The sequence below is a fragment of the Burkholderia cepacia ATCC 25416 genome (genome assembly GCF_001411495.1).
GTDB lineage: Bacteria > Pseudomonadota > Gammaproteobacteria > Burkholderiales > Burkholderiaceae > Burkholderia > Burkholderia cepacia.
On sequence record NZ_CP012982.1, the window covers coordinates 342,645 to 365,041 of the forward strand.

20 protein-coding genes are annotated in these 22,397 nt (G+C 68.8%); 12 read left to right on the plus strand and 8 right to left on the minus strand.

The window, feature by feature from the left end:
• The first annotated feature begins 44 nt into the window (after nucleotides 1-44).
• Nucleotides 45-1,112 carry a response regulator gene (locus tag APZ15_RS18925; protein WP_027791238.1) on the plus strand — a complete coding sequence of 356 codons (1,068 nt, stop codon included), beginning with the start codon at nucleotides 45-47 and terminating at the stop codon, nucleotides 1,110-1,112.
• A 27-nt stretch (nucleotides 1,113-1,139) separates the two neighbouring features.
• Here APZ15_RS18925 and APZ15_RS18930 read toward each other — a convergent pair whose 3' ends face one another.
• Together APZ15_RS18930 and APZ15_RS18935 are read right to left on the minus strand one after the other, a co-directional pair.
• Nucleotides 1,140-3,389, minus strand: coding sequence for a putative bifunctional diguanylate cyclase/phosphodiesterase (locus APZ15_RS18930; protein ID WP_027791237.1), 2,250 nt, complete (start codon nucleotides 3,387-3,389; stop codon nucleotides 1,140-1,142).
• A gap of 495 nt (nucleotides 3,390-3,884) precedes the next feature.
• Nucleotides 3,885-4,778, minus strand: coding sequence for a LysR substrate-binding domain-containing protein (locus APZ15_RS18935; protein ID WP_027791236.1), 894 nt, complete (start codon nucleotides 4,776-4,778; stop codon nucleotides 3,885-3,887).
• A gap of 199 nt (nucleotides 4,779-4,977) precedes the next feature.
• On the opposite strand from APZ15_RS18935, the gene APZ15_RS18940 reads away from it, so the two are divergent.
• The 3 genes from APZ15_RS18940 (at nucleotide 4,978) to APZ15_RS18950 (ending at nucleotide 7,609) form a co-directional block, all read left to right on the plus strand.
• The gene (locus tag APZ15_RS18940) at nucleotides 4,978-5,616 is read left to right on the plus strand and encodes a hydrolase (RefSeq protein ID WP_027791235.1); all 639 of its coding nucleotides are present in this window, start codon (nucleotides 4,978-4,980) and stop codon (nucleotides 5,614-5,616) included.
• Between the two features lie 204 nt (nucleotides 5,617-5,820).
• Nucleotides 5,821-6,543, plus strand: coding sequence for a haloacid dehalogenase type II (locus tag APZ15_RS18945; RefSeq protein WP_027791234.1), 723 nt, complete (start codon nucleotides 5,821-5,823; stop codon nucleotides 6,541-6,543).
• Between the two features lie 55 nt (nucleotides 6,544-6,598).
• Nucleotides 6,599-7,609, plus strand: a complete 1,011-nt coding sequence (locus APZ15_RS18950; RefSeq protein ID WP_226153227.1) for a hypothetical protein — start codon at nucleotides 6,599-6,601, stop codon at nucleotides 7,607-7,609.
• On the opposite strand, the gene APZ15_RS18955 is transcribed toward APZ15_RS18950, so the two are convergent.
• The 3 genes from APZ15_RS18955 to APZ15_RS18965 all read right to left on the minus strand — a co-directional run bounded on the left by APZ15_RS18955 (nucleotide 7,606) and on the right by APZ15_RS18965 (nucleotide 10,004).
• Nucleotides 7,606-8,103 (minus strand): SRPBCC family protein, encoded by a 498-nt coding sequence (locus APZ15_RS18955; protein ID WP_027791232.1) that lies wholly within the window; start codon nucleotides 8,101-8,103, stop codon nucleotides 7,606-7,608. The genes APZ15_RS18950 and APZ15_RS18955 overlap by 4 nt on opposite strands.
• A 59-nt stretch (nucleotides 8,104-8,162) precedes the next feature.
• Nucleotides 8,163-8,954, minus strand: a complete 792-nt coding sequence (locus APZ15_RS18960) for a hypothetical protein (RefSeq protein WP_027791231.1) — start codon at nucleotides 8,952-8,954, stop codon at nucleotides 8,163-8,165.
• A 90-nt stretch (nucleotides 8,955-9,044) separates the two neighbouring features.
• The gene (locus APZ15_RS18965; RefSeq protein WP_027791230.1) at nucleotides 9,045-10,004 is read right to left on the minus strand and encodes a LysR family transcriptional regulator; all 960 of its coding nucleotides are present in this window, start codon (nucleotides 10,002-10,004) and stop codon (nucleotides 9,045-9,047) included.
• Nucleotides 10,005-10,161: 157 nt separating this feature from the next.
• Between APZ15_RS18965 and APZ15_RS18970 the strand changes: the two genes are divergently transcribed.
• The 3 genes from APZ15_RS18970 to mmsB all read left to right on the plus strand — a co-directional run bounded on the left by APZ15_RS18970 (nucleotide 10,162) and on the right by mmsB (nucleotide 14,127).
• On the plus strand, nucleotides 10,162-11,481 hold the full coding sequence (locus tag APZ15_RS18970; protein ID WP_027791229.1) for an MFS transporter: 1,320 nt from the start codon (nucleotides 10,162-10,164) through the stop codon (nucleotides 11,479-11,481).
• A gap of 115 nt (nucleotides 11,482-11,596) precedes the next feature.
• Nucleotides 11,597-13,123 (plus strand): CoA-acylating methylmalonate-semialdehyde dehydrogenase, encoded by a 1,527-nt coding sequence (locus APZ15_RS18975; RefSeq protein WP_027791228.1) that lies wholly within the window; start codon nucleotides 11,597-11,599, stop codon nucleotides 13,121-13,123.
• A 113-nt stretch (nucleotides 13,124-13,236) separates the two neighbouring features.
• Entirely contained in the window at nucleotides 13,237-14,127 is an 891-nt protein-coding gene (gene mmsB / locus APZ15_RS18980) for a 3-hydroxyisobutyrate dehydrogenase (protein WP_027791227.1), read from the plus strand.
• 124 nt (nucleotides 14,128-14,251) lie between these two features.
• Here the strand turns inward: mmsB and APZ15_RS18985 are convergent, their stop codons facing one another.
• Entirely contained in the window at nucleotides 14,252-14,584 is a 333-nt protein-coding gene (locus APZ15_RS18985) for a hypothetical protein (RefSeq protein WP_027791226.1), read from the minus strand.
• A 512-nt stretch (nucleotides 14,585-15,096) separates the two neighbouring features.
• Between APZ15_RS18985 and APZ15_RS18990 the strand changes: the two genes are divergently transcribed.
• A complete protein-coding gene (locus APZ15_RS18990) occupies nucleotides 15,097-15,861 on the plus strand; it encodes a DUF4397 domain-containing protein (protein WP_027791225.1) in 765 nt (254 codons plus the stop codon).
• A gap of 83 nt (nucleotides 15,862-15,944) precedes the next feature.
• Here the strand turns inward: APZ15_RS18990 and APZ15_RS18995 are convergent, their stop codons facing one another.
• The gene (locus tag APZ15_RS18995) at nucleotides 15,945-16,502 is read right to left on the minus strand and encodes a DUF3005 domain-containing protein (RefSeq protein ID WP_027791224.1); all 558 of its coding nucleotides are present in this window, start codon (nucleotides 16,500-16,502) and stop codon (nucleotides 15,945-15,947) included.
• Nucleotides 16,503-16,632: 130 nt separating this feature from the next.
• Between APZ15_RS18995 and APZ15_RS41015 the strand changes: the two genes are divergently transcribed.
• The 4 genes from APZ15_RS41015 to APZ15_RS19015 all read left to right on the plus strand — a co-directional run bounded on the left by APZ15_RS41015 (nucleotide 16,633) and on the right by APZ15_RS19015 (nucleotide 20,739).
• Nucleotides 16,633-16,929: a hypothetical protein gene (locus APZ15_RS41015; protein ID WP_172535146.1), complete on the plus strand. Its 297-nt coding sequence runs from the start codon at nucleotides 16,633-16,635 to the stop codon at nucleotides 16,927-16,929.
• A 238-nt stretch (nucleotides 16,930-17,167) separates the two neighbouring features.
• Nucleotides 17,168-18,718, plus strand: a complete 1,551-nt coding sequence (locus APZ15_RS19005; protein ID WP_034196035.1) for an NCS1 family nucleobase:cation symporter-1 — start codon at nucleotides 17,168-17,170, stop codon at nucleotides 18,716-18,718.
• Nucleotides 18,719-18,740: 22 nt separating this feature from the next.
• On the plus strand, nucleotides 18,741-19,469 hold the full coding sequence (locus APZ15_RS19010) for an aspartate/glutamate racemase family protein (protein ID WP_027791222.1): 729 nt from the start codon (nucleotides 18,741-18,743) through the stop codon (nucleotides 19,467-19,469).
• Nucleotides 19,470-19,530: 61 nt separating this feature from the next.
• Nucleotides 19,531-20,739, plus strand: coding sequence for a LysR family transcriptional regulator (locus APZ15_RS19015; RefSeq protein WP_027791221.1), 1,209 nt, complete (start codon nucleotides 19,531-19,533; stop codon nucleotides 20,737-20,739).
• Nucleotides 20,740-20,787: 48 nt separating this feature from the next.
• Here APZ15_RS19015 and APZ15_RS19020 read toward each other — a convergent pair whose 3' ends face one another.
• Nucleotides 20,788-22,359 carry an MFS transporter gene (locus APZ15_RS19020; RefSeq protein ID WP_027791220.1) on the minus strand — a complete coding sequence of 524 codons (1,572 nt, stop codon included), beginning with the start codon at nucleotides 22,357-22,359 and terminating at the stop codon, nucleotides 20,788-20,790.
• Between the last annotated feature and the right edge of the window lie 38 nt (nucleotides 22,360-22,397).

Here is a 22,397-nt window from a genome sequence, read left to right on the forward strand (position 1 = left end):
CACCGCAACACCCATGCCTGCCTTCGCAACAACCCGCATCGACCATGACCATTGACCCGACTCACCCGCCAGGCGGCCCCTACGTGCCGCCCGCCGACGTGCCGGCGATGGTGCTGCTGGTCGACGACCAGACGATCGTCGCGGAAGCTGTACGGCGCGCGCTCGTCGACGAGGAAGGCATCGATTTCCACTATTGCCCGCGTTCGGACGACGCGATGGCCACCGCGATCGAGACGCGGCCGACCGTGATCCTGCAGGATCTCGTGATGCCCGGCACCGACGGTCTGAGCCTCGTGAAGGCGTACCGGACGAATCCGGCGACGCGCGACGTGCCGATCATCGTGCTGTCGACGCAGGAAGAGCCCGTGATCAAGAGCGCCGCCTTCGCGGCCGGCGCGAACGACTACCTCGTGAAGCTGCCCGACCGCATCGAGCTCGTCGCGCGCGTGCGCTACCACTCGCGCTCGTACATGAACCTGCTGCAGCGCGACGAGGCCTATCGCGCGCTGCGGCAATCGCAGCAGCAGTTGCTCGAAGCCAATCTCGAGCTGCGGCGCCTCACGCATTCGGACGGCCTCACCGGGCTGTCGAACCGGCGCTATCTCGACGAATACCTCGCCGCCGAATGGCGGCGCGGCACGCGCGAGCGCAGCGAGCTGTCGCTGCTGATGATCGACGTCGACAATTTCAAGCTGTACAACGACACGTACGGCCACGTGTCGGGCGACAGCGTGCTCAAGCAGATCGCGTCGACCATCGAGCGCTGTCTCGGCCAGTCGGGGGATCTCGCCGCGCGTTTCGGCGGCGAGGAATTCGCGGTCGTGATGCCGGCCACGTCGCCGGGTGCCGCGCGGCTGCTCGGCGAGAAGATCCGCCTCGCGGTCGAGGCGCTGCGGCTCCAGCATGCGCATTCGTCGACGGGCGACACCGTGACGATCAGCATCGGCGGCGCGACCATCGTGCCGACGCCGGGCCTGCCGACGACCGTGCTGATCGAAGCGGCCGACCGCGCGCTCTATCGCGCGAAGCACGAGGGCAAGAACCGCGTCGAGATCGACGCGACGCCGACACCGCCCGTCCCCGGCGGCTTCGGTGCGCCACGCACCGACTGAACACCGAACGCCGGCTCGGCGCCTCGCTCACGCGGCGCCGAGCCGGCGCGCGTAGTCGCTCGGGTCCAGCGGGCGGCTGAACAGGTAGCCCTGCTGCATGTCGCAGCCGATCTGCTGCAGGAACCACGACTGCGCCTGCGTCTCGACCCCTTCGGCCGTGACCTTCATCCCGAGCGAATGCGCCATCGCGACGACGGCCTGCGTGATCGCCACCGAATCGTGATGATCGGGCACGCCCGACACGAACGAGCGGTCGACCTTCAGGTTGTGCAGCGGAAAGCGCTTCAGGTACGCGAGCGACGAATAGCCGGTGCCGAAATCGTCGACCGAGATGCGCACGTTCATGTCCGTGAGCGCCTCGAGCATCGGCAGCACGGTGTCCGTGTCGTTCATCAGCAGTCCTTCTGTAATCTCGAGCTCGAGCGCGGACGGATCGAGCCGCGTCTGCGCGAGGCAGCGACCGACCGACTCGACGAGGCCTTCGTGGAACTGCCGCGGCGACAGGTTGACGGCCAGCACCAGGTCGGGCGCGATCGTGCGGCGCCATTCGGCCGCCTGCCGGCACGCGGTTTCGAGCACCCACTGGCCGATCGCGACGATCTGCCCCGTATCTTCCGCGACCGGAATGAACTCCGCCGGCGACATCGGCCCGAGCTCGGGGCTCGTCCAGCGCAGCAGCGCCTCGGCGCCGACGGTGCGGCCGCTGCGCGCGTCGACGACGGGCTGATACGCGAGCCGCAGCATGTCCGACGCGAGCGCGCGCCGCAGCGACTGCTCGATCGCGAAGCGGCGCTGCAGCCGCAGGTTGAGCTGCGCGGTGAAGAACGTGAAGTGGTTGCGGCCTCGCTGCTTCGCGTCGTACATCGCCGAATCCGCGTTGCGCATCAACGTGACGGCATCGTCGCCGTCGCGCGGCGCGACGCTGATCCCGATCGACACGCCGAGCCAGTATTCGTTGTTCGCGATCGCGAACGGCTTCGCGATCGCGTCGATCACCTCGCGCGCGAGCACCGCGAGCTTGTCGGGATCGTCGCAGTCGTCGACGAGGATCACGAACTCGTCGCCGCCGACGCGCGTGAGCGCATGCTGCCCGCCTCCGCACGCCGCGAGCCGCGCCGCGACGCTGCGCAGCAGCGCGTCGCCCGCGTCGTGGCCGGCCGTGTCGTTGACCTTCTTGAAGCCGACGAGATCGATGAACAGGATCGCGACGCGCGCGGGCCCGCCCGCCGCATCGTGGCCGCCGAACAGCTCGCGCATGCGGTCGCCGAGCCAGCGGCGGTTGTAGAGGCCCGTCAGCGCATCGCGGGTCGCCAGGTAGCGCAGCTGCTGCTGCGCTTCGCGCACGGGGCCGATGTCGTTGAATGACACGAGCACCGAGTCGGCCTGCGTTTCGCCCGGCCTCACGATCGGCACCGCGTTGCCGCGCACCCAGATGGTGTCGCCGTCCGCCAGGCCGAAACCGACCGTGTAGTCGAGCATCGGCGTGGCCGTTTCGAGCGCGCGCCGGCTCGGCCAGTCGTCGGGCGCGATCGGCGTGCCGTCCTCGCGCAGCTTACGCAGGATCACCGTCGACAGCCTGCGGCCGACGAGGTCGCCCTTCACGCGCATCATCCGGTTCGCACTCGGGTTGCTCGCGACCACGACGCCATCGCGCGACACGACGAGGATCCCTTCGTTCAGGCTGTTGACCACGAGCCTGTGATGTTCCTCGCTGCGCGCGAGCTGTCGCGCGATCCGGTCCTGGTGCACCGCGAGGCCGACGCTGTTGCCGATGTCGCGCAGCAGTTCGGTTTCCTCGTCGCTCGGCCGGCGCGGCATGCGGTGATAGACGGCGAACGCGCCCAGCACGGCGCCCGCGTCGTCGAGGAACGGCACCGACCAGCACGCGCGCAGGCCCAGCGGCAGCGCAACCGCACGATAGTCGGCCCACAGGGGATCGGTTTCGATGTCTTCGACGACGACCATCCGGCGCAGGTACATCGCCGTGCCGCACGAGCCGGCCACCGGCCCGATCGTCGCGCCTTCGATCGCCGCGCTGTACTGTCGGGGCAGCGACGGCGCGGCGCCGACGTGCACGTGCACGCCGTCGATATCGAGCAGCAGGATCGTGCACGACGCACCGTCGCCGAGCAAAGCCTCGGCGCGCCGGCAGACTTCGACGAGCAGCTCCGGCAGCGGTGTGTTGCGCGTGATCAGCCTCAGCACGCTTTGCTCGGACGCTAGCACTTCCGCCGCGAGCCCGAGACTGTAACGAGAACTTTGCGGTTCGGTATTCAAGATGAATCCTGCCGTCTGTCCGATCGGGTCTGATGCGCCCGATTCGTTTTCGATCCTTCGTGCCGTTTTTCGCTCCGGGTATACGCCGATGCCCGGTGCGCCCCGTATTGCACGCGGTGCCAACGCGCGCCGAAATACATTTAACACCAATCCGTGGCAACCCGGGCGTCCATGCGCATCAGGGGTTACACGCGGTCGATGCGGCATGTCCGGCCGGCAGTCGGTCCGCCGGAAGACCTGCGCGCGGCGCGACCGCTCCGGGCAAGGCCGTGCGCCATGCGGGCCGCGTTCGAAAGCCATTCGTCAGATTGCGGCGGCGCCCCGGCTCCGTTCGCGTTCGATCGTCCGCGCCGGGATCCGTGCGCGTGATGGCCCTCGATGCGTTGGTGGCGGCCGTGACCGCCACGCTCCGGGCGCCGCGCCCGGCGCCGATGCATCGGGCATCGGGCCGGCACACGCGCCGGCCAGGCTTGCAGCGCCGCGCCTGTGCGAGCGTCAATCCTTCCGGATGTGTTCGGCCAGGAAATCGATCAGCAGCCGCACGCGCGGCAGCAGCCCGCGCCGCGACGGAAACACCGCGTGCACCACGCCGCCCTTCGGCGCCCAGCCGGGCAGCACGTCGACCAGCGTGCCGTCGCGCAGATCGTCCTCGACGACCATGCACGGCAGCTGCACGATGCCGACGCCGTGAATCGCCGCATCGCGCAACGCGTGCATGTCGTCCGTGACGAAGCGCGGATGATGGCGCAACTGCGCATGCTCGCCGTTCGGCCCGACCAGCTGCCACACGTGATGCCGCGCCGGCCCCCAGTCGAGACTCGGCGCGCCGGCCAGCGCGGCCGGGTCCGACAGCGGCGCGCGCCCGTCCAGCCAGTGCGGCGCGGCCACCAGCCGCTGCGGGCTGTCGGCGAGCACGCGCATCACGAGATCGCTGTCCTCCAGCGGCGGGAAGCGCACCCGCAGCGCGAGGTCGAACCCTTCGCTCAGCAGGTCGACGCGGCGGTTCGTCGCCTCGAGATGCACCTGCACCTGCGGATGAATCGCCATGAAGCGCGCGACCAGTTCGCTCACGCGATATTCGAGCAGCGCGGTCGGGCAACTGACGCGGACGACGCCGCGCGGCTCCGCGTGCCGGCGCTCGATCACCTCGCGCGCGGCGTCGGCCTCGACCAGCACCGCGAGGCAGCGCTCATGGAATTCGCGTCCGGTTTCCGTGACGGTGAAATGACGCGTCGTACGCTGCAGCAGCCGCACGTCGTACTTCGCTTCCAGCGCGGCGATGCGCCGGCTCAGTGTCGATTTCGGCACGTCCAGCGCGCGCCCGGCCTGCGTGAACCCGCCGTGTTCGACCACCTTCACGAAATAGTAGAGGTCGTTCAGGTCATCCATGATTGTTCCACCCATAGAACACTGACGGCATTTTAAGAGACTGGAACGCCGGTTGTTGCACGCCTAGCATCGTGTTTCAGCGTGGATCGATCGTGTCGCGGCAGCCGGGAATTTTCTCGACCGGCTTCTTCGCCGGACCCGACGGTTCACTGGACCTGGATTTACCCCCTCACTTCCCGCACCGTCACTGGAGACAACCATGGCAAGCGAACCGGTTCGCGACCCCGCGAACGACCACCTGCTCACCCCGCAGAACGCGGCGTTCATCGTCATCGATTACCAGCCGGTCCAGGTGAACTCCATCGCGTCGATGGATCGCCAACTGCTGATCAACAACATCGTCGGCGCGTCGAAGGCGGCCGTCGCGTACAACCTGCCGATCGTCCACTCGACCGTGAACGTGAAGACGGGCCTGAACAAGCCGCCGATCCCGCAGCTGCGCGCGGCGCTCGAAGGCTATCCGACCTACGACCGCACCAGCGTCAACTCGTGGGAGGACGTCGAATTCCGCAAGGCCGTCGAAGCGACCGGCCGCAAGAAACTGATCATGACCGCGCTGTGGACCGAAGCGTGCCTGACGTTCCCGGCGCTCGACGCGCTGAAGGCCGGTTATGAGGTGTACGTGGTCGTCGATGCGGTCGGCGGCACGTCGGTCGCCGCGCACGAAGCCGCGCTGCGCCGCATCGAGCAGGCCGGTGGCCAGATGATCAGCGTCGCGCAGCTGTTCTGCGAACTGCAGCGCGACTGGGCGCGCAGCGCCACCGTGCCGGCGTTCATCAACCTGTTCATCGAAACCGGCGGCACCGCGGGCATCCAGTTCTCGTACGACAAGACCTGACCGGCACGGCACGCGCGGCGTCCGGCGTGTCCGGCCGTCGGCGCGCGCCGTTGCCCTGCTTCTCCGTTCCGGCGCGGCTGGACTGCATCGCGGCCGGCAGGCCGCGTTTTCGTATCCGTGATTCAATGTCGATGGCTCCGGCGCCGCGCATCGCGCGCGGCACGGCGATGTGTACCCTCATCGATTGACCTTCACAGGATCACCATGACGAACCCTGCCGAAATCAAGGCGCTCGTTTTCGATGTATTCGGAACGATCGTCGACTGGAGAAGCGGCGTCGCACGCGGCGCCGCCGCGTTCCTCGATCGCCACGCACCCGCACTCGACCCGTTCGAATTCGCCGATACGTGGCGGGCCGAATATTCGCCGTCGATGGAAGAAATCCGCAGCGGGCGCCGCCGCTACGTGCGGCTCGACGTCCTGCATCGCGAGAACCTCGTGCGCACGCTCGACCGCTACGGAATCGTCGACGTGCCCGACGCCGACATCGACGCACTCAACCTCGCGTGGCACAGCCTCGACCCGTGGCCCGACGCCGTCGCGGCGCTGCAGCGTCTGAAGCGACGCTACATCATCGCGCCGCTGTCGAACGGCAACATCCGGCTGATGGTCGACGTCGCGAAACGCGCGGGGCTGCCGTGGGATGCGATCCTCGGCGCGGAAGTCGTGCGCGCGTACAAGCCGTCGCCGCAGGTGTACAGCGATACCGTCGAGATTCTCGGCATCGAGCCGGCCGAGCTGTGCCTGGTCGCCGCGCACAACGGCGATCTCGCGGCCGCACGCCGGCAGGGGCTGTCGACCGCGTTCGTGCTGCGGCCGACCGAACACGGGCCCGGCCAGACGACCGACCTGCGAGCCGTTGATCAGTGGGACTTCGACGTCAAGGACCTGAACGAACTCGCGGACCGGCTGGGCTGCCCGGGTTGAAGGCCTCCGGGTCAGGGTGCGCGAGCGTGGCGCTGGCGGCCACGATGCGGGGCCGGTGGAGCGGCGCGTCAAGCAGGACAAACGCGCCGACAGACGACTGGTAGACTCCGCAAACCTTGTCCCATTGCAGCGGCCTGCCCTGATGTCGTCACCCCTGCGTCTTGTCGAAGGCAAACTGACCGCGATGCGCTTTCTCGAGCGCCCCGACCAAGGTGGCGCCGGAAGCCGTCAGGTGCCGCCCGTCGACCCCGAAGCCCGCAAGAAATCGCTCGGCTACTGGTTCACGCACACCCTGGTGCCGATCCTCGCGGCACTCACCGGCAACGGGGCCGCGGCCAATGCCCTGGTGTTTCAGCAAGCCGACGAGGATCTCGTCCTGACCGAGCTGAACGCCGCGGCCGACAAGGTCGAGCATCCGGCGACGTGGTCGTACGCGAACCTGCGCGAAACCAGGACCTTCGCGTCGGCAAACGCGTTCGTGACCGTGGGGAAGAACGGCAGGATCCTGTTCGCGAAGCTACCGGTGGAAATCGAAATCGGCGGCGAGTCGTACCGCGGGTTCCTCGGCGGGCAGTGCTTCGACGTCGGCGACGACGTGGTTGCCGTGGTCGATCGCCGTGGCCGCCTGTTCGCGCTGTCGTCTCCGGACCGGCGCCGCACGGTCATGGATCACACGTGCAGCGACACGGGGCTGGCCGGCCTGACGCACGACATCTGGCTGGCGTGGAAATGGATGTTCATCGGCATGAACTGCTTTGTCATCCCGATGATGATCGTGCTGCTCTGGACCGGCGACGACGGCTTTTCCGACCTGGGTGCCGACCTGGCCATGCTGCTCGGCGGGCCGGCCGCGATCGGCGTCATGCTCGCGCTGCTCTTGGGCGTGCGGTTGTCGTGGGCCGACTGGCTGCCGGCGTGGCGCACGTCGGGCATCCTGAAGGCGCTGGGCCGCCCGGATCTGTGCACGGTCGATTTCCTGGCTACGCGCACCGAGGCCGAACGCAACGGCCAGGTGCGCGACACGGATGTCGGGCAAATCTATTACGCGCCCGTGGCCAAGGCCTAGCGCACTGCCTCCATCGCACCCGCCCGTCCCTGCGCCGCCATCGCGAGACGCCGCCAGTTGCGGGCCGCATACCGGTGCGCCTGCCGCAACGCGAGCCACAGCCCGATCTGCCGAACCGGCCTGAAGAGGCCACGCGCGCTGAACACGGTGCGCCGTTCGACGCGCGTCCTGCCGCCTTCCACCGGTGTCAGCGTGAATTCGTCTTCCAGCAGGCCGACCCAGTTGCGACACCACACCGTCGACGCCACCATCCGGTAACGCAGCCGGCGATGCTCGTCGAGCACGAGAATCCGTTGGTCGATGGTGCCGCGATCGGTCGTGCACTGCCGCGTGTTGCCGACGGCCGGCACGCCTTCGAGCACGCGGCAGCTGACCGGCTTCGGCACGCCGAGGCGGAACAGCAACGGCCGCGTGTCGTCCATCCGGGCATGGAGGAAATGCGGCCAGACATGCTCGGGCCGGCAATCGAACGTCCACTGCGAATGAATTTCCACGACCGTCTCCTGGCGGTTGCCGGTGCGGGCATGATGACACAACCGCCCCGCCGCATTCGTCACTTCACGACCGCACGCCACGCGGTTCGCGCGTAGATGAGCAGCAACGGCAGCAGCGCCAGCGCGAACAGCAGGCCAAGCGCCAGCACCCACACCGGCCACTGTTCGGGATTCCCCCACACCCAGTAGCGGTACGGCACGCTCAGGAACGCGATTTCCATCAGCAGCACACCGAGCGGCACGAGCGCGTTCATCACCACGGCCACGCCGAATCGGGCCGCGCCGTCGATGTTCTTCCCCGCACCGTACGCCGCGATCAGGTAGACGAAATACCCGATGATCGCGACCATCAGCGCGCCGCCGGCCAGCAGGCCGACACTGCGCACGCTGCGTTCATGCAACTGGGTAGCCCCGGCCGGCAACACGACATCGATCTTCTCGCCGATCTCCGGCACGCCGCCGGATCGGATGTTGCCCGGCAGCACGACCCGCTCGCCATCCGGCATCACGGCTTCCAGGATCGACGTGTACTTGATGCACCGATATCGTTCGGTGCGCCCGCTGCTATCGCGTCGCTCGCAGGTGTCCCACTCGGACTGGTAGGACACGACGGTCGCCTCGTATTTCGGCGACACCGCCAGTGCGTAGAGTTCGTCGCCGATCCAGTACGCGAACGGGAAACACAGCGACACCAGGCAAAAGCACACGAGCCACCAGAAGGCGACCGCGCCGCCCGCTCCGCGCGCGCCGCCGGTCTGGCGGCGCACCATGCGCGACGCGAGCCAGTACGCGGCCACGCCGAATACCGCCACACAAACCACGAACACCTTGCCCGCCTGCGTCAACGCCATCTGCATTTCCCCCGATAACCGGCCGGATCTTCGTCGGCCATTTTTTCAATTCAGATCAACTCGTTCGTCACCACGTCGCCCGCCATTCCGTCAGGCCGGCTCGCCGACGAATCTCAGCGTCCCCGATTCGCCCGACAGCAGCGCGCGATTCGCGTCCGCCGCCGCGCGCAGGTAATCCCACAGCGCGGTCACGCGCCGCAGCTTGCGCAGGTCCTCGCGGCACGTCAGCCAGAAGCACCGCGTGACGACCACGTCATCCGGCAGCACGGGCACCAGCGCCGGCTGCGTGGCCGCCATGAAGCACGGCAGGATCGCGAGCCCGCCGCCCTGCAGCGCCGCGAAATACTGCGCGATCACGCTCGTCGTGCGCAGCCCGGCCGTCGCGCCCGGCACCGCCCGGTCGAGGTACAGCAGCTCGTTGCTGAACGCGAGATCGTCGACATAGCTGATGAACGCGTGCTCCGCGAGATCGTCGGTACAGGTGATCGGTGGATGGTTCGCGAGATAGTCGCGCGTCGCGTAGAGCCGCAACTGGTAATCGCACAGCTTCGTGACCACGTAAGGCCCGCGCTCGGGCCGCTCGAGCGTGATCGCGAGGTCCGCCTCGCGCTTGGGCAGGTTGACGAAATGCGGCACCGGCAGCAGGTCGACCGTCACGTGCGGATGCTCGGCGCGAAACTGCGCGAGTTGCGGCGCGAGGAAAAAGCACCCGAACCCCTCGGTCGACCCGATCCGCACATGGCCCGACAGCGCCTCGCCCGTATTCGCGACCTGGTCGCACGCGGACTGCACGGTCGTCTCCATCGCATCCGCATACGCGACGAGCCGCTGGCCTTCGGCCGTCAGCGTGAAGCCGCCGGAGCGCGACTTGTCGAACAGCAGCGTACCCATCGCCGCCTCGAGCGCGCGGATGCGCCGCGCGACGGTCGTGTAGTCGACCCCCAGCCGCTTCGCGGCGCCGCTCGCCCGCTGCGTGCGCGCGACTTCGAGGAAAAAACGCAGGTCGTCCCAGTTCAGGTTGCCGGAAACCGGCTCGGTGGCATGTCGCATCGGCGAGGGAAAAAGGGGCGGGAGTCTCCGGGCCGGCCGTCGATATGCATAAATGCACATCCAACCGGTTTCTTTATCGGTACATGATGAATCTGCGCATAACTATACTCGACCGTGACCTGCGGACCACGAGCCGCGGCACCACCACGGAGACACCATGCAGACGCGATCCACCCTCGATGAGCATGCGACAGTCGCGGCACCTGCGCCCGAGCGCACCGCGAAGCACCACCTGCTGGCCGGCTGGGCCAGCATGGCCGGCACCACGATCGAGTGGTACGACTTCTTCCTCTACGGCACGGCCGCCGCGCTCGTGTTCAACCGCATCTTCTTCCCGTCGCTGGACCCCGTCGTCGGCACGCTCGCCGCGTTCGGCACGTTCGCGGTCGGCTTCATCGGGCGGCCGATGGGCGGCATCGTGTTCGGCCACTTCGGCGACCGCATCGGCCGCAAGTCGATGCTGATGATCACGCTGCTGCTGATGGGCGTGCCGAGCATGATCATCGGGCTGATCCCGTCGTACGACAGCATCGGCTACTGGGCCGCCGCGCTGCTGATCGGGATGCGGTTCCTGCAAGGGATGGCGGTCGGCGGCGAATGGGGCGGCGCGGTGCTGATGGCCGTCGAACACGCGCCGAAGGGCCGCAAGGGGCTGTTCGGCAGCCTGCCGCAGACGGGCGTCGGGCTCGGCCTGATCCTGTCGTCGGTCGCGATGGCCGCGGTGGCCGCGCTGCCGGAAGCCGACATGCTGTCGTGGGGCTGGCGTGTGCCGTTCCTCGCGAGCATCGCGCTCGTCGGCCTCGGCTGGTTCATCCGCGCGAAGGTGCCCGAATCGCCCGACTTCGAGAAGATGCAGCGCCAGGGCAAGGCCGAGAAGTCGCCAGTGACGGCCGCGCTGCGCCGCCATCCGCGCGAGGTGCTGACGATCGTCGGCGCACGCGCCGCCGAGAACACCTGGTTCTACATGGTCGTCACGTTCGCGCTCGCCTACGCGACGCAGCAGCTGCATCTGCCGAAGGCCGAGATGCTGCACGCGATCACGGCCGGCGCCGCGCTGTCGCTCGTCACGATGCCGCTGTGCGGCCATCTCAGCGACCGCATCGGCCAGCGCCGGATGTTCGCGATCGGCCTCGTGCTGATGTGCGCGTTCGCCGCGCCGTTCTTCATGATGCTCGGCACGCAGCAGACGTCGACCGCATGGTGGGCGATCGTGCTCGGCCTCGGCGTCGTGTTCCCGATTCTCTATGCGCCGGAATCGCTGCTGTTCGCGCAGCAGTTCCCGGCGGAGATCCGCTACAGCGGCATCTCGCTGTCGGTGCAGCTGGCCGGCGTGATCGGCGGCGGCTTCGCGCCGATGATCGCGACGTCGCTGCTCAAGGCCGGCGGCGGCCAGCCGCATTACGTGATCGCTTACCTCGTCGGCTTCGGCGTGTTCGCGCTCGTGTGTACCGCGTTGATGCGGCCGGCGCGCGCGTGAGCACGCCGCCGGCATCCGATCGATTTCAGTTCGTCCTGCCGTCCGCCGTGCGTGCATGCGCGGCGGCGGATACGGGCCGCCTTGTTTGTCATCACCCCGTTTCCCGGAGAGTTCCATGAACGCCGCAGTTCCCCAGACCACCCTCGCCCTGCCCACCGCCAAGCTGCTGATCGACGGCGCGTTCGTCGAATCGCAAAGCGCCGAATGGGGCGACATCGTCAACCCCGCGACGCAGGAAGTGATCGGCCGCGTGCCGTATGCGACGCTCGACGAGGTCGACGCCGCGATCGCGTCCGCGCAGCGCGCGTTCCAGACGTGGAAAACGACGCCGATCGGCGCGCGCCTGCGCATCATGCTGAAGTTCCAGGATCTCGTGCGCCGCAATCTCGAACGGATCGCGCACACGCTGACGGCCGAGCAGGGCAAGACGCTGCCCGATGCGCAGGGCGACATCTTCCGCGGCCTCGAAGTGGTCGAGCACGCATGCTCGATCGGCACGCTGCAGCAAGGCGAATTCGCGGAGAACGTGGCGGGCGGCGTCGATACCTATACGCTGCGCCAGCCGATCGGCGTGTGCGCGGGCATCACGCCGTTCAACTTCCCCGGGATGATCCCGTTGTGGATGTTCCCGATGGCGATCGTCTGCGGCAACACGTTCGTGCTGAAGCCGTCGGAGCAGGATCCGCTGTCGACGATGCAGCTCGTCGAGCTCGCGATCGAGGCCGGCGTGCCGCAGGGCGTGCTGAACGTCGTGCACGGCGGCAAGACGGTGGTCGACCGCCTCTGCACGCACCCGGACATCAAGGCGATCTCGTTCGTCGGCTCGACGCGCGTCGGCACGCACGTGTACAACCTCGGCAGCCAGCACGGCAAGCGCGTGCAGTCGATGATGGGCGCGAAGAACCACGCGGTCGTGCTGCCCGACGCGCACCGCGAGCAGACGATCAACGCGCTCGTCGGCGCGGGTTTCGGCGCGGCCGGCCAGCGCTGCATGGCGACGTCGGTCGTCGTGCTGGTCGGCACGGCGCGCGACTGGTTGCCCGAGCTCGTCGAGAAAGCGAAGGCGCTGAAGGTGAACGCGGGCCACGAACCGGGTACCGATGTCGGCCCGGTCGTGTCGAAGGCCGCGCATGCGCGCATCACCGCGCTGATCGACGAAGGCGTGAAGGCCGGCGCGAAGCTCGAACTCGACGGCCGCAACGTGAAGGTGCCCGGCTACGAGCAGGGCAACTTCGTCGGCCCGACGATCTTCTCGGGTGTGACGACCGACATGTCGATCTATACGGAAGAAATCTTCGGGCCGGTGGTGGTCGTGCTCGAAGCCGACACGCTCGACGACGCGATCGCGCTCGTCAACCGCAACCCGATGGGCAACGGCGTGGGGCTGTTCACGCAGAGCGGCGCGGCGGCACGCAAGTTCCAGAGCGAGATCGACATCGGCCAGGTCGGCATCAACATCCCGATTCCGGTGCCGGTGCCCTACTTCAGCTTCACGGGTTCGCGCGGCTCGAAGCTCGGCGATCTCGGCCCGTACGGCAAGCAGGTCGTGCAGTTCTACACGCAGACGAAGACGGTCACCGCGCGCTGGTTCGACGACGACGCGACGGCCGGCGGCGTGAACACGACGATCGCGCTGCGCTGAGTGCGAAGCATGGGACCGGACTGAGCGCTGAAGCGCCAGGTCCGGTCGACCGCGAAGCATGGGACCGGACTAAGCGCTAAAGCGCCAAGTCCGGTCGACACGGAGACCCATACATGGAAATTGCATTCATCGGACTCGGCAACATGGGCGGCCCCATGGCCGCCAACCTGCTGAAAGCCGGCCACGCGCTGACGGTGTTCGACCTCGACGCGCACGCGGTCGACGTCGCGGTGCGCGCCGGCGCGACCGCCGCCGGCTCGCCGCGCGAAGCGGCCGCGCGCGGCGCGGTCGTGATCACGATGCTGCCGGCCGCGCAGCACGTGCGCGCCGTCTACCTCGGCGACGACGGCGTGCTGGCCGGCGCGCGCGCCGGCGCGGCGCTGATCGACTGCAGCACGATCGATCCGGGCACCGTGCGCGCGGTGGCCGAAGCCGCCGCGCAGCGCGACTTCCCGCTCGCCGACGCGCCCGTGTCGGGCGGCACCGGCGGCGCGCAGGCCGGCACGCTGACCTTCATGGTCGGCGCGGACGCCGCGCTGTTCGAGCGCATCCGCCCGGTGCTGCAGGACATGGGCAAGAACGTCGTGCACTGCGGCGGCACCGGCACCGGGCAAATCGCGAAGATCTGCAACAACCTGCTGCTCGGGATCTCGATGATGGGCGTCTCGGAAGCGATGGCGCTCGGCGCCGCGCTCGGCATCGATCCATCCGTGCTGGCGGGCATCATCAATACGTCGACCGGCCGCTGCTGGAGCTCGGACACGTACAACCCGTATCCGGGCGTGAGCGACACCGCGCCGGCCGCGCGCGGCTATGCGGGCGGATTCGCGGCGAACCTGATGCTGAAGGATCTCGGGCTCGCGACCGAAGCGGCACGGAGCGCGCACCAGCCGGTGTGGATGGGCGCACTCGCGCAGCAGCTCTATCAGTCGATGAGCCAGCAGGGGCTCGGCACGCTCGACTTCTCCGCGTGCGTCAAGCTGTACGAGGCGCAGCCGGCGTAACCGCCGCAGCCGACGCCGGACGTGCGCCGACCCGCGATGTGCCTGTATGGCCTCGCGGGTCGCTTTGCATCCGGGAGAAGGAAGGAAAACGCGGACGGCAGCGGCGTGCGACGCCGCCGGTCGCTCAACCGCGCGGATTCGACGCCGTCTCGAAAGTCGGATGGCACTCGAACGCGAGTTCGGAGCGCGCGCCGACACGGCTGCCGCTGGTCAGCGCCTCCTGCTTCAGGCTGGCGCGCATGCCGCGCTGCGTGCAGTAGTTGGTGGCTTCGTCGACGGCCTTCGTATGGGCGTCGGCCCACGTCGTCGATACGCCGACCGTGCGCGTCGTCACGGTAAATACGTTCGGGTTCGACGTCGCGGTCACGTCGGAAGCGGTCGAACACGCGGCGAGCAAGCATGCAACAGCCGCGACGGTCAACCATCGCAGGGTTCGAAAGGAAACTGGAGTGGACATGGGGGGCAAGCGCACGTACTTCGACGTGCATTGAGCAACATAGGCGACAGTATGCCTGCTCGATCGCCGGAGATCATGCCCCTTTCGGTGAACACATTGTTTCGAATGGTTAAACGATGACGGATGCAGGCAAGATTTACAGCCCTCGCCGGCGGCCGGCTTCGGCCGGCAGGTAGTTTCGCCCTGCCCGCACGCCGTTGCGGGCGCGCCGGGCGGCGCGACGGCCGGGTCGAGCCCCGCCGGCCGGGTCGGCGCCGACGCGTCCCCGCGCCCGGCCCCTGCGACACCGCCCTTTTTACAACCCGGGCGCGCCCTCTCCCTCACCCCTGACCGGCCCCGCCCCGCACCCGGCCGCCCGGCGCCCCCGTCGCCAGACAGGCACATCGCTTGCGCCACCCACGCGCCCGCCGATCCGGCGGACAACATCCTTCCCGCAACCGGCGTTGCTCGCCACGCGACCTTCGCGTGGCGATTCCGCATCGCAAACAGGTTCCCCTGAACGAGAGGACAACATGAAATCAATACGAACGATAGCGGCCCTGTGCTCCATCATTTCCGTGCTCGCGGCATGTGGCGGCGACGGCAACGACGTCGGCACCGAGCTCGGCATCTCGAAGCCGCAGGCGCGCTTCATCAACGCGGTGCCGGCCGGCCCGAACCTCGACTACTACCTGAACGCCAAGGTCGACCAGTCGGGTGTCGCGTACAAGGGCGTGACGCGCTATCACGACGTCGACTCGGGCACGCAGACCGCGAGCTACGACATCTCGGGCACGACCTCGACCATCGCGTCGCAATCGTTCAGCGCGGCGAACGGCCATCACTACACGACGATCGCGCTGCCGAGCACGACGTCGCTGATCTCCGTGATCGACGATCCGTACGACAAGGGCCTGCTGTCGGACAAGGCGCGCGTGCGCAGCTTCAATGCGTCGCCGAACGCGCAGAACATCGACATGTACGTCGTCCCGCCCGGCACCGACATCACGACGCAAAGCCCGACGCTCGCGGGCGCGGCTTACCAGAACGCGGTGCCGGCCTCGACGCAGGATTCGATCTACCTGAACGGCGGCAGCTACCAGGTGATCGTCACGACGGCCGGCAGCAAGACGCCGATCCTCAAGACCGCGCCGGTCACCATCAACAACAACGCCGACTGGCTGCTGCTGACGATTCCGTCGGGCGGGGTCGGCGACGTGACGCCGAACGATATCCACGTGCTGGTTGGGCAAGGCAACGACGCCGATACGTCCGCGCAGGAACTCGGGCCGCAGTAACGGCGCGAACACGGCGGCGGCGATCGTGGCGGACGGTGCGAGTGCACCGGCCGCCCCACGCCGGGTAACGGTATCCGGCGGTATCAGTCGATCCGCTCGAGGCAGATCACGTGCTCGGCGCGCGCACCGTCGCCGTGCTCGACGTCGACATCGCCGACATGCCGCACGCGCCAGCCCGGCCGCGTCGCGATCTGCGGCATGTTGCCGCCCGGCCGGCTCTCGATCCCGCCGAGCCCCTCGTCGGGCGTATCGACCGCATCGTCGAGCGACGCGTTCGAGTAGATCACGTTGTCCTGCAGTTCCGACGCGCCGGTGCGCGCCTCCATGCCCTTGCCGTCGACGTCGACCGTGTTGTCGGTCATCGCCATGTTCGCGTTGTCGAGCGTGACGATCCGGCCGGCCGCGCGACGCACGGGATCGCCGCTGTCGACCGCATGCGCGCCGACGTCGATCGGCGGCAGGCCGGTCGGCGTTTTCGCCGCGACCGCCTCGGGCGTCAGCGGCCGCTTCGCCACCTCGGCGACCTCGGCGGCCTGGGTCGCCGCGTCGGGCATGTCGCCGGCTGCCGGGGTCTTCACCGGACTCTTCGCGATCTGTTCCTGCTGCTGTTGCGGGGTTGGATTCGATTCCGCGTTCTGCATCGCACCTCCTGTTCCGGACGGCGTGCGCCGGCGTGATGCCGGCGCCGGTCCGGGAATCGCTACAACGGTCCTTGCAAATCTTTCACGCGCAGGTACGGCGCACACGCGCGTCCTGCGGCGCCCGTGCCGCATGGGCATGCCGCACGACAGCGCACGGGTGACGAACCGGCGCACGCCGCGTGCGCGTGCGCCCCCGCCTGATGCCGGTCAGCCGCCGCTTGCGCCCGCCGGCGCGGAAGCCGCGCCCGGCATGCTTGCCGCGCCGCCCGGCGTGCCCGACGGCGCGGTGGACGGCGCCGGCGACATGCCGCCCGTGGCGCTGGTGTCCGAGCTCGCACCGGTACCGGTGTCGCTCTTTTTCTGGCAACCCGCACCCGCCGCCAGGCCGGCGATCAGGATGCCGGCGAAGACGGCTCGCGATACGTGACGAAGGGAATATCGCTGCATGACACCTCCGCTGATGTCGGTGGATGGAACCCTTCGGCGCGCAATCCCCGTGCCTCGCCATCGATCCCTCCCATTCATTTTTCAAATGACGCCCAGCCGAATATTTAATTTCCCATCACCGTGCCGGCCACCCATACTCGCGAACAAATCCGAGACATAACGTCCACGGCGGCCGGGCCGTCGCAGCGTATACGCGCTGCCGGTTTCGCGCCCCGCACATGGAAGGAGACAACGGCGTGCAACTGGAAGCCACCCACCGCCCGGGCATCGTGCCCGGCGCGGTCGACGCATCGCATCGAACCGATTCGGCCGCGCGCGACCCCGCGCTGAGCCCGCGGCTGCACAACCCCGACCTCGCGCCCACCAAGGCCGAGGGGCGGACGTGGGGCCGCTACAGCATCTTTGCGCTGTGGACCAACGACGTGCACAACATCGCGAACTACTCGTTCGCGATCGGGCTGTTCGCGCTCGGCCTGTCGGGCTGGCAGATGCTCGCGTCGCTCGCGATCGGCGCGGTGCTCGTGTACTGCTTCATGAACCTCACCGGCTACATGGGCCAGAAGACCGGCGTGCCGTTCCCGGTGATCAGCCGGATGAGCTTCGGCATCTACGGCGCGCTGCTGCCCGCGATGATCCGCGCGGTGATCGCGATCGCATGGTTCGGCATCCAGACCTATCTCGCGTCCGTCGTGCTGCGCGTGCTGCTCACCGCGATCTGGCCCGGCCTCGCCGCGTTCGACCAGGATGCGATCTTCGGGCTGTCGACGCTCGGCTGGGTCACGTTCGTCGCGATCTGGCTCGTGCAGATCGGCATCCTCACGTACGGGATGGAAATGGTCCGCAAGTACGAAGGGCTCGCCGGCCCGGTGATCCTCGTCACGACGCTGTCGCTCGCCGCGTGGATGTTCAGCCGCACGGGCGGCCATCTCGCGATGTCGATCGGCAAGCCGCTGACCGGCCTGAAGATGTGGACGGAGATCTTCGCGGGCGGCTCGCTGTGGCTTGCGATCTACGGCACGCTGGTGCTCAACTTCTGCGACTTCGCGCGCTCGTCGCCGAGCGCGAAGACGGTGCGGGTCGGCAACTTCTGGGGCTTGCCAGTCAACATCCTCGTGTTCGCGACGATCAGCTTCGTGCTCGCGGGCGCGCAGTTCAAGCTGAACGGCCACATCATCCACAGCCCGACGGAAATCATCGCGACGGTGCCGAACAAGCTGTTCCTCGTGCTCGGCTGCCTCGCGTTCCTGATCGTCACGGTCGCCGTGAACATCATGGCGAACTTCGTCGCGCCGGCCTTCGTGCTGACGAGCCTTGCGCCGCATCGCCTGTCGTTCCGCCGCGCGGGCCTGATCAGCGCGACGGTCGCCGTGCTGATCCTGCCGTGGAACCTGTACAACAGCCCGATCGTGATCGTCTATTTCCTGTCCGGCCTCGGCGCGCTGCTCGGCCCGCTGTACGGGATCATCACGGTCGACTACTGGCTCGTGCGCAAGCAGCGCGTGAACGTGCCCGACCTCTATACCGAAGCGCCGACCGGCACCTATTTCTACACGCGCGGCGTGAACCGCAAGGCACTTGCGGCGCTCCTGCCGTCCGCGCTGATCTCGATCACGCTCGCCGTCGTGCCGGCCTTCAGCGCGATGACGCCGTTCTCGTGGCTGCTCGGCGCGGCCATCGCGGGCAGCGTGTACTGGCTGCTGGCCGATCGCAAACGGCAATACGAGGAGCGCTCGGGCGAGCCCATCGCGGTCGCCTGCGCGCAACACTGAACACACGCATACGGAGTCAGCAATGAGGATCCTGGTAGTCAACGTCAACACGACCGAGTCGATCACCGACGCGATCGCCGCGCAGGCGCAGGCCGCCGCATCGCCGGGCACGGAGATCGTCGGTCTGACGCCGCGCTTCGGCGCGGAGTCGATCGAAGGCAACTTCGAGAGCTATCTCGCGGCGATCGCCGTGATGGATCGCGTGCTGAGCTACGACGAGCCGTACGACGCGGTGATCCAGGCCGGCTACGGCGAACACGGCCGCGAAGGCCTGCAGGAACTGCTGACGGTGCCCGTCGTCGACATCACCGAAGCGGCCGCGAGCGTCGCGATGCTGCTCGGCCATCGCTACTCGGTCGTCACGACGCTCGACCGCACGGTGCCGCTGATCGAGGATCGCCTGAAGCTCGCCGGGCTCGACGCGCGCTGCGCGTCGGTGCGCGCAAGCGGCCTCGCGGTGCTCGAACTCGAGGAAAACCCGGCGCGCGCGATCGAGTCGATCGTCGGCCAGGCGCAGCGCGCGGTGAAGGACGATCACGCGGAAGTGATCTGCCTCGGCTGCGGCGGAATGGCCGGCCTCGACCGGCAGATCGAGGAATGCACGGGCGTGCCGGTCGTCGACGGCGTGTCGGCCGCGGTCGCGCTCGCCGAGTCGCTGGTGCGCCTGAAGCTGAAGACGTCGAAGGTCCGCACGTACGCGCCGCCGCGCCCGAAGCGGATCGTCGGCTGGCCGGGCACCTTCGCAAAATGACGCGCCGCCGGCCGGCTGCTGCGTCGCGCTCGGGCATCGTGTCGCCGGGAGACGTATCGGCATGCGGGACACGCTAGAACCGGACGCACTGCCCCGCGGCGCGTCCGACGCCGCGGGCGCGCTCGACGTGCTCGATGCGCGGCTGATGCGCATCCTGCTCGTGCTGCTCACCGAGCGCACCGTGTCGCGCGCGGCCGTGCGGCTGAACATGTCGCAGCCGGCGACGAGCGCCGCGCTCAAGCGCCTGCGCACGCTGCTCGGCGATCCGTTGCTCGTGCGCAGCCGCTACGGGATGGTGCCGACCGAGTTCGGCGCGCGGCTGATCGAACCGCTGCGCAACGCGCTGCGCGTGATCGACTTCATCCGCATCCAGCAGCCGACGTTCGACGCGCGCACGTCGGTGCGCACCTACCGGATCGGCTGCCCCGACTACCTGAACGTGCTGTTCGTGCCGAAGCTCGTCGCGCTGTTCCGCGAACGCGCGCCGAACGCGCAGCTCGTGTTCCATCCGCTCGGCGACGGCTTCGACGACGAGCGCGCGCTGGCCGACGGCGAACTCGACGTCGTGATCGACAATCGCCCGGCGCGCTCGTCGCGGTTCCGGCAGGACGACCTGTTCGACGATCGCGTCGTATGCCTGATGCGCGCGACGCATCCGCTCGCGCGGCACGGCGCGATGACGGCCGCCGATTTTGCCGACGCGCCGCAGCTGTGCCCGACACCGTCGTGGCTCGAGGCGTCCGGCGCGATCGACCGGCAGCTCGAACGCGTGGGCCTGCAGCGGCGGATCGTCGTCACGCTGCCCCACTTCGAACTTGCCGCGCATGCGCTCGTGCGCACCGACATGCTCCTGACTACCACGTACCGGCTCGCGCGGCATTATGCGAAGCTGCTGCCGCTCGCCGCCGTCGCGCTGCCGGCGGAGCCGCCGGACATCGTGTACCGGATGACGTGGAACGAATCGGGCGCGTGCGTGGACGGCGTGCGCTGGCTGCGCGGGCTGATCGCGGAAGCGACACGCGCGTGGCTCGACGCCGAGGCGATGCTGCCGGCGGTTGCCGCGGTTCCCGCCGGCGCAGCTGCGGACGCAGGGAACAGCGTGACGGCTGCGGGCGATACGGCCGATGCACCCGATACAGACGCTACAGCCGATACGCCCGAACCGGTTCGACGCACGCGCCGCAGGCAGGCGACGCATTGCCGTGCATCGCACCCGCCGCGCGTCGCCCATGCGGCACGCATCCACCGTCACGCGACGAAGTCGCATTGACCGGCGCGACAACGCGCCGCTCCGTACGTCACACACTTTCACACACCGTCACGCAGCATCGCGCATCGGTTGCGCAAGCAGCTTGCATGCAACGACGGCCACGACGAGCGCGAGCACGCCGCTCACCGTCAGCGCGTCGGCAAACCCGCTCGCGAACGCGACGGGCGCCGCCTTCGCGAGCGCGCCGGCGGCCGACGGCGGCACACGCTCGAGCGCCCGCGCCAGGTCGCCGGCCAGCAGACTCGACATGAACGGCGCATCGGCGAACGCGCGCAGGCCGGGCGCGGCGGACAGCAGCCGGTCGAGCCGCGCCTGCGTGCTCGCCGCCAGCACCGCGCCGAGCACGCCGACGGCCGTCACGATCGCCGAGAAGCGCGTCGTCGTGCTGATGCCCGACGCCATGCCGGTGCGATTCGACGGCACGCACGCCATGATCGCCTTCTGCGTATCGCCGTTCATGATGCCCGCGCCGCAGCCCGTCACGAACATGCCGATCGCGACGAGCCGGTAGTCGCCGGCGGCCGTCAGCGCCGCGGTCGCGAGGTTGCCCGCGCCGATCAGCGCGAGCCCGCCCGCCAGCACGCCGCCGGACGACACGCGCGCGGCCAGCGCCGCGCCGAGCGACGGCCCGGCGATCATCGCGAACGCGAACGGCAGCATCCCGAGCCCCGCGTCGATCGCCGACATCCCGAACGCGTTCTGCAGGTACAGCGGCAGGAACGTCATCATCACCTGCGCGCACGCCGCATAACCGAACATCGCGAGCACGGCGCCGACGAAGCGCGGCTGGCTAAACAGCGCGAGATCGATCATCGGCCGCGCCTGCCAGCGCTCCGCGCCGACGAACGCCGCGAACAGCGCGGCGGCGAGCGCGAGCCGGCCGAGCGTCGCGGCCGACAGCCAGCCGTGCGACGGTGCGCCGATCAGGGCCGCGATCGCGCACGCGAGCGCCGCGCCGAACAACAGGCTGCCGGCCGCATCCACGCGCTTCGCGTGCGGATCGCGCGACTCGTCGATCGCGACGCGCGCGCCGGCCGCGAGCAGCATGCAGACGGGCAGGTTCAGCAGGAACACCCAGCGCCACCCGATCCATTGCGTGATCGCGCCGCCGACGAGCGGCGCGACGGCCGTCGCGATCCCCATGCACATGCCCCAGATCGCCCACGCGCGCGCCCGCTCGCGCCCCTCCGGAAAACGGTTCGCGATCACGGCGAGCGCGGCCGTCAGCAACAGCGCGGCGCCGCCGCCCTTCACCGCACGCGCGGCGATCAGCCAGCCGGCCGACGGCGCGACGCCGCAGCCGAGCGACGCGAGAAAGAACAGCGCGAGCCCCGCGCCGAGCATCCGCTTGCGTCCGAAGCGGTCGGCGAGCCCGCCGGCCGGCAGCAGGCAGGCGGCGAACGCGGTCATGTACGCGCTCACGACCCATTCGATATCGGCGAAGCTCGCGTGGAAACTGCGCGCGATGCTCGGCAGCGACACGGCGACGACGTTCGTGTCGAGCACGATCAGCGAGCAGGTCGCGGACGCAACGGCGAGCGTCGCGGCGGCGGGCATGCGGCCGCCCGTGCGCGGGGCGGCAGGCGCGCCCGCGCGCGACGCCGGTGAAGACTGGGACATCGGACACTCCGGAACAGGTTGAACGAACCGTATGCTAG